General features: G+C 58.8%; 3 protein-coding genes. All 3 read left to right on the plus strand.

What is annotated here, in order from left to right:
- Positions 1-308: hypothetical protein (locus tag BF95_RS30055; RefSeq protein ID WP_235210004.1), on the plus strand; the 308-nt coding region annotated here is incomplete at its 5' end.
- A gap of 24 nt (positions 309-332) precedes the next feature.
- Entirely contained in the window at positions 333-617 is a 285-nt protein-coding gene (locus BF95_RS24985; RefSeq protein WP_043153117.1) for a hypothetical protein, read from the plus strand.
- A gap of 127 nt (positions 618-744) precedes the next feature.
- Positions 745-1566 (plus strand): IS5 family transposase, encoded by an 822-nt coding sequence (locus tag BF95_RS24990; protein ID WP_043155528.1) that lies wholly within the window; start codon positions 745-747, stop codon positions 1564-1566.
- Positions 1567-2253: the final 687 nt, after the last annotated feature.

The following is a 2253-nucleotide window of genomic DNA, read 5'->3' on the forward strand; positions in this document are numbered from 1 at the left end:
CGGTTGAGGATCTGGTGATAGGTTGCAAAGTTGGCAGCATGGGCTCGGCCGGTCACACGCAGGCAAGACGTAACGGTTCGTTTGCCGGTGGCCAGCAGGCCGCCCATCACAAGAACGAGTACATGCTCCCAACTGGGGGCCGTAAAGCAGGGACGCCATGCTTGCAGCCATTGGCGCAAGATCTGGGGGACGGGATCGCCGATAACGGCCTTGTTCTGGTCCAACATCTCATGCTTGGAATCCTAACCGAAGCACGGCGCAACGCTTGGGCTGTTGCCATGCGGCCAGTTGAATCGGATACGCTGTGACCTGAAGGCAGCTATGGATGCTCCATGAAAGACGACGAAATCATTATGCGCATCGAAACTTTCGACGCGGCCAACGGCGGCGGCGTGGGCTGGTACGAGGACAAGGGCGCCTACCACCTTTACCTGTTGGAAACGGAGGCACCGATCGCCCGTCTCAAACCTGTCGGCACGCGCGACGACGTCAGGCTTGGCTACTGGTCACACCGGCGACAATGGGAAGATATTGACGATATGGGCGGATGCGTCTTGCCACTCGATCAGGCCCTCGACCACATCGCTGAAAACAGCATCTTCTGGACCTGGACCTGACCAAAAACGTACAAAGTCGAGCTAAGAGCCCGATCCGAAACTAAGTTGAGTGGTATCAGCGGGTTAGCTTGACGCTTGCGGCAGTCGTTGATTCAGGGGTTTTGCAACAAACTTCCGGAGATCAACGATGTGGACCGATACCACTCGGGCGCAATATGCCCGCGCGGGACTGACTTTGCCAAGCGATTTGACCGATGCCGAATGGTCGGTGCTCGAACCTTTCTTGCCGCCACCCTCCCACGTAGGCCGTCCGCGCAAATGGCCGCTGCGACGGATCGTTGAGGCGATCCTATATCTGCTGCGTGGGGGGCTGCCGTGGCGAATGCTGCCACCCTGCTTTCCGCCGGTCTCGACGGTTCGGCGCTGGTTTTACCTGTGGCGCGATAACAAACTGTGGCTCTCGCTCAATCATACCCTGCTATTGATGGCGCGTGAAGCGACGGGCCGAGAGGCTTCGCCCAGTGCTGGCGTGATCGATAGTCAGAGCGTGAAAACAACGGAAAGTGGCGGCCCGCGCGGCTTTGACGCAGGCAAGAAAATCAAGGGGCGCAAGCGCCACATCCTCACCGACACCGAGGGTCATTTGGTTCATGCGGTGATCCATACCGCCGACATTCAGGACCGCGACGGCGCGCCGCTGGTCCTGCGTGAAATCATCCACCGCTTTCCATGGCTGCGCCATGTCTTTGCCGATGGCGGCTACGCTGGCGACAAGCTCAGGCAAGCGCTCCGGCGTATCGGCAAATGGACTGTCGAGATCGTCAAGCGATCCGATGGTGCAAAAGGCTTTGTGGTTCTTCCGCGCCGCTGGGTCGTCGAGCGAACACTGGCTTGGCTGAACCGCAACCGTCGGCTCGCAAAGGACTTTGAACGGACCATCGCATCGGCAAATGCGTGGCTGTTCATAGCCTCCATACAGCTATTCGCGCGCCGCATCGCAAGGCTATGAAATTTCATCGGATAATTATGAATCAGGCTCTAAGCTCGACTTTGTACGATTAGGTAGCGAAGCATAGTGCTTGAGCCATACGTACGAGGCGGGTTGTCGGAATATAGTGCGTTTCTCGGTGCGGCGGGGAGTGTGGATTAATGTCGCCGACCCAGATCTGGAGGCGGACGGCACCGATGGCGTCACTGAATGTCGGGCTGGTTTTTCGATACCACGCGGCGGAATACGGGGTGCTTTTATTGGTCAGCAGATCGCAGGCCCATAGTGATATAAGAGTGTAGAGACCCAGCAGCGCCGGTGTGGTTCGCGCTATGGCTTTGTCGGTCCACTGGCGCTGTGTCTCGACACCCAGGTGAGCGCGGGGTTTTCGGCAAAGGTGACTTCGATTTGCCATCGGCGGACGAGAGGGCGATGATGTCGGCGGGCTCGAGGGTAATGTCGGTACTGAAGAAGGCCTGCGGGTCGCGCTTTCCGTCAGGATCGCGAACCAGGACCCAGCGGACCGGCAAGACCGGGGGTGCCGGGCCTGTACCATAGGGCGATGTCGGATGTGATCTGGAGCGTCTTGCCCGTTTGAGATGGCCCATACCCAGGCAGAGACGAGAATGCTGGTCCAGCGTGTCGCCGGATTGGCGAGCAGGGKTCTTGAGTTTTTGGTAATGCTCGCCCCTTTCTGTGCGGGGGCGC

The sequence above is a fragment of the Sphingobium sp. Ant17 genome (genome assembly GCF_000588875.1).
Lineage (GTDB): Bacteria > Pseudomonadota > Alphaproteobacteria > Sphingomonadales > Sphingomonadaceae > Sphingobium.

Bases quoted from the DNA above. Each gene is read 5' to 3' on its own strand.
- BF95_RS24985 (WP_043153117.1), top strand. From the start codon at position 333: ATGAAAGACGACGAAATCATTATGCGCATCGAAACTTTCGACGCGGCC.
- BF95_RS24990 (WP_043155528.1), top strand. From the start codon at position 745: ATGTGGACCGATACCACTCGGGCGCAATATGCCCGCGCGGGACTGACT.